This window comes from Streptomyces sp. NPDC055506 (assembly GCF_053643595.1).
The window spans coordinates 1-4,359 of sequence record NZ_JBSHKH010000246.1; the positions used below are offsets into that span (position 1 = coordinate 1).

Genomic DNA, 4,359 nt, shown 5'->3' on the forward strand with positions numbered 1-4,359 from the left:
GACGGGCCGAGCGCGACGAACGGCGCCGCCACCTCCCGCAGTCCACCCACCGCCAACACCCTCCCCTCAAGGCACCGAGAACAGCCGCCGTCACACCCAACGACCACCACCCAGAAAGGTCACCCGTTCGGAACAGGAACTCCAGTTCCCCAGTGCGAGACCCCGCCACGAACAGCCGGATCCTCACTCGTGCGCACCAGAACTCACTCGTGTGCTGTTATCCGGCAGTAGCTCACAGCCCCCTACAGAACCCCGCCCGCCTCGTCCCGGAAAACGTCCGTCCAGTAATGCCGGCCCGACCTCCCGGCCGTGACCCCCGTGGGGTCGACCGCCGAGAGGACCTGGAGCATCGTCATGGCCAGCTGGTCGTACGTGTCGGTCGTCAACTCGTGGTCCGACTGGGAGTCGATGGCGCGTTCCCGGTGGAGGAGCCAGAGGGTGAAGGCGAGCGTGGAGACGTCCGTGTTCAGCGGGTACAGGGTCGCCTCGGGTTCGCTCCAGTTCAGGACCGCGCCCGTCTCGCCGTCGACGACCAGGCTGTTGTCGTCGACCAGGCAGCCGAGGCGTATCAAGTGGTGGGCGCGGGGAGGGAGTTGCGTCGGGGTGTCCGCGTCGGCGTAGTACTCGGCCAGTGTCGCCAGTGGTACGTCCGTGTCCAGGGAGAAGACATGGGCGTCCTCGGGCAGGCCGGCCTCGCGGAGGAACCGGCGGGTCGGCTCGTGGGTGAGTGTCGCGGGGAAGTCGACGTCCTCGAAGCGGACCACCTTGCCGGGGCCGAACTCCTGGTCCAGCAAGCGGTGTGGGAGGTCCAGGGAGAGGCCGGACGTGCCGCCGCGGCCCGCGACCAGGGACAGGGGACGGATGAGGGCCGCCATCTTCCAGAAGGGGGCCGGTTCGCCGTCCGTGCCGTCCCGGAACACCGCCAGGAGGTGCTGGGACGCCTGTGCGACCGCCTTGGGGCCGTAGCGACCCGCGTAGGAGGCGAACTGGCCGCGCAGGCCCGCGAGTTCGTCCGTGGCTTCCGCGAAGCGGACCAGCGTCCGCAGCGAGGGGGCCAGGGGGCGGCGGTCCATGAGGTCGGGGCGGTCGTGCAGGAAGGGCGTCGTCGAGATCTCGCCCGTCGCACCGTCCAGGAGGACCGATTCCGTCTCCAGGCCTCCGGGCCCCAGCAGTCCGCCTATCACCAGCTGCTCGCGCAGCTCCGCCGACAGCCGGTCCGCCGGGTCGCCTGTCGAGTCCGCCACCGTGCGCAGGCCCTGCCGGCGCAGCTCGGCGAAGCTCATCACGCCGTTCCCGGACGGCAGTCCGGGGCCGGTCAGCCAGTGGCGCGTCGACGCGTGCGTCACCCACGGGTCCAGCTCGGACTCGGTCAGGGTGATCACCGCGGAACCGGCGTCGGTCGTACTCATGGGCTCCCCCGCATGTGCTTGCTCAGCGTCCCCTGGCGGAGCACGGCAGACCGCCCGGCCAGGCCCGGCAGCCGTCCCCCACTGCCCAGAACACTACGCCCCACCACTGACAACGCCCCGGAACAGCGACGCGCGCCCAGCGACTTCACGTCCAGCGAATTCAGGTCGAGCGAATTCACGTCCAGCGAGTTCATGTCGAGCGGCTGCGCGTCCACCTCACCAGACGCTCAAACACCCCTCGCGCGTTCCGTTCCCGCCGGAATCGCCCCCACGAGAGTGAACCGTTCCCTGCAGGGACGGCACGGCCGTCAGGACCGCTCCGTGACCACCGCGGCCTGCGGGCGGATCGGCAGCCGGTTCACGGGGCGGCCCGTGGCGGCCCGTACGGCGGACGCGACGGCCGCCGGGGACGTCACCACCGGCACCGCGCTGACCGCCTTCGCGCCGAAGGGGGCGACCACGTCCCGCTCCTCGACCAGCCGGACGATGCGGATGTCCGGCGCGTCGAGGGCCGTGGGGAGGGCGTAACCGGTCAGGTCCGGGTGGCGGATCAGGCCGCGCGGGGTGCGCAGGTTCTCGGTCAGCGCGATGCCCACGCCCTGCGTCACGCCCGCCTCGATGCGGGCGGCCAGCTGGGCCGGGTTCAGGATCCGCCCCACGTCCTGGGCGACGGCCAGTTCCACGACCCGTACGGAACCGATCTCGATGTCGACGTCCACCACCGCGCGGATCGCGCAGAAGGACATGCCCACGAAGGCGTCGCCCTGCCCGGCCTCGTTCAGCGGCTCGGTCGGGTGCGGGCGGCACTGGGCGGTGGCCCAGAGTTCCTTGCCGTCCAGCGCCTCGGTGACGGTCGTCGAGAGGACTCCGTCGTACGACGTGATCTTGCCGTCGTTGATCTGGAGCAGCTCCGTGGACATGCCGAACTTGTGGGCGAGCGGCTGGAGGAGCTGCGTACGGACCATCTTGGCCGCGCGCTCCACCGCACCGCCCGACACCCAGGTGTGCCGGCCGTGGCAGGCCGCGCCCGCCGTGGGCTGGTCGGTGTCGACCGGCGCCACGTGCACCTCGTCGACGCCGAGCGTCTCCTGGACGATCTGCCGGGCCAGGGTCGTGAAGCCCTGGCCGGTCTCGACCGCCGCGCACAGGACCGTCGCGACACCGTCGTGGACCTTGACGGTCGCCGTGGAGACCTCGTCCGCGCCCTCCGCGCCGAGCATGTGCACCATGCCCACGCCGTAGCCCACGCCCCGGCGCACCGCGCCCGGTTCGCCCGCGCCCTCGGGGCCGCCGGGCAGCAGCCACTCGTCCTCGGGGGTGTCCTTGGGCAGCGGCGGCAGCGGGAAGTCCCGTACGGCCTGGAGCAGTTCGGCGACCGGGGCCGGGCACGTCACCGTCTGGCCGGTCGGGAGCACGTCGCCGGTGGCCATGGCGTTGCGCAGCCGCACCTCGGCCGGGTCGATGCCGAGCCTCTTGGCGATCTTGTCCATCTGCGCCTCGTAGGCGGCGCAGACCTGCATGGCCCCTTCGCCGCGTACGTGGCCCGACGGGGGGTTGTTGGTGCGTACGGCCCAGCCCTCGATGAAGGCGTTCGGGACGACGTACGGGCCGCAGGCGAAGCCGACCGCGGCGGCGAGGGCCTCGGCGGAGCTGTCGGCGTAGGCGCCCGCGTCGAGCAGGATCTGCGCCTCGACCTTGACGAGTGTGCCCTCGGCGTCGGCGTGGTGGCGGTAGCGCAGGAGGGTGGGGTGGCGGTGGGCGTGGCCGAGGAACGACTCCTCGCGCGTGGCCGTGAGCTTCACCGGGCAGCCGGTCCGCAGCGCCAGCAGGCCCAGCGGGAGCTGGAAGCCCTGGTCCTCGCGGTCGGCCGTGGCGCCGGGGACGCCGGTGACGACGACCTTGACGCGCTCGGGCTCCAGGCCGAAGGCGGCGGCGGCCGCGTCGCGGTCGGCGTGCGGGTCGGTGGAGGCGAGGTACAGCTCCACGCCGCCGTCCGGGCGCGGTACGGCCAGGCCCGCCTCGGCGCCGATGGGCGCGGGGTCCTGGCGGCCGATGCGGTACAGGCCCTCGACGACGATCTCGCCGGCCGCGTCCGGGTCGCCGTGGTGCAACGGGATGTGCCGGATCAGGTTGCCGTCGGGGTGCAGGGGCTCGGCCTCGAAGGCCTGCTCCGGGTCGGTCACCGGGTCGAGCACCTCGTACTCGACGATGACCGCGGCGGCGGCCATGCGCGCGGTGTCCGGGTGGTCGGCGGCGACGGCGGCGATGGGCTCGCCGTGGTGGCGTACGACCTCGGAGGCGAAGACCGGGCGGTCGGCCGTGCCGCGGCCGTGGAACGGGCTGCCGGGGATGTCCTCGTGGGTGACGACGGCGCGTACGCCGGGCATCTCGCGCGCGTGGGAGGTGTCGATCGACACGATGCGCGCGTGCGGGTGCGGTGAGCGCAGCACGGCCGCCCACAGCAGTCCCTCGGCCCACAGGTCGGCGGCGTAGGGGAAGGTGCCCTCCGTCTTGGCGCGGGCGTCCGCGGCCGGGAGGGACACGCCGAGGCCGTGCGGCGGTGCTTCGGGGGCGGGGGCGGCCTCCGCGGCCTGCGCGGTGGCTGCTTCGTTGCTCACGCGGGGCCTCCGTCCTGGCCGTAGGGCTGGTCGTGCGCGTCAGGGGAATGCGGGTCCGGGGAACGCTCGTCCTGGGCGTGCGCCTCCGGGGGCGATCCGAAGGCCGACGGGTGGACGCCGCCGGCGCCAGGGCCCGCCTGGCGCGGGATACGGGCCTCGTCGGTGTCGCCCGCGGCGGGCGCGGCGTGTGTCTCGCGTTCGGCGACGACTTCCTTCACGGCGTCGACCACACCCCGGTAGCCGGAGCAGCGGCACAGGTTGCCGCAGAGCGCCTGGCGGGTCTCCAGCTCGGTGGGCGCCGGGTTGCCCTCCAGGAGGTCGTGCACCGTCAT

Annotated in this window: 4 protein-coding genes; all 4 read right to left on the minus strand. The window is 73.1% G+C overall.

Going from position 1 to position 4,359, the window contains the following annotated elements; translation table 11 throughout:
• Positions 1-242 precede the first annotated feature (242 nt).
• The gene (locus ACWIF2_RS40085) at positions 243-1,409 is read right to left on the minus strand and encodes an SUKH-4 family immunity protein (protein WP_454366565.1); all 1,167 of its coding nucleotides are present in this window, start codon (positions 1,407-1,409) and stop codon (positions 243-245) included.
• On the minus strand, positions 1,406-1,624 hold the full coding sequence (locus tag ACWIF2_RS40090) for a hypothetical protein (RefSeq protein WP_454366566.1): 219 nt from the start codon (positions 1,622-1,624) through the stop codon (positions 1,406-1,408). The genes ACWIF2_RS40085 and ACWIF2_RS40090 overlap by 4 nt, the downstream gene beginning before the upstream one ends.
• A 93-nt stretch (positions 1,625-1,717) precedes the next feature.
• Positions 1,718-4,027, minus strand: a complete 2,310-nt coding sequence (locus ACWIF2_RS40095; protein WP_454366568.1) for a xanthine dehydrogenase family protein molybdopterin-binding subunit — start codon at positions 4,025-4,027, stop codon at positions 1,718-1,720.
• A partial coding sequence (locus ACWIF2_RS40100) for a 2Fe-2S iron-sulfur cluster-binding protein (protein WP_454366570.1) occupies positions 4,024-4,359 on the minus strand: 336 nt, incomplete at its 5' end. The genes ACWIF2_RS40095 and ACWIF2_RS40100, both read right to left, overlap by 4 nt.

What these genes read in the sequence shown, in the direction of transcription:
- ACWIF2_RS40085 (WP_454366565.1), bottom strand. Translation starts at nt 1,409, where the DNA reads ATGAGTACGACCGACGCCGGTTCCGCGGTGATCACCCTGACCGAGTCC.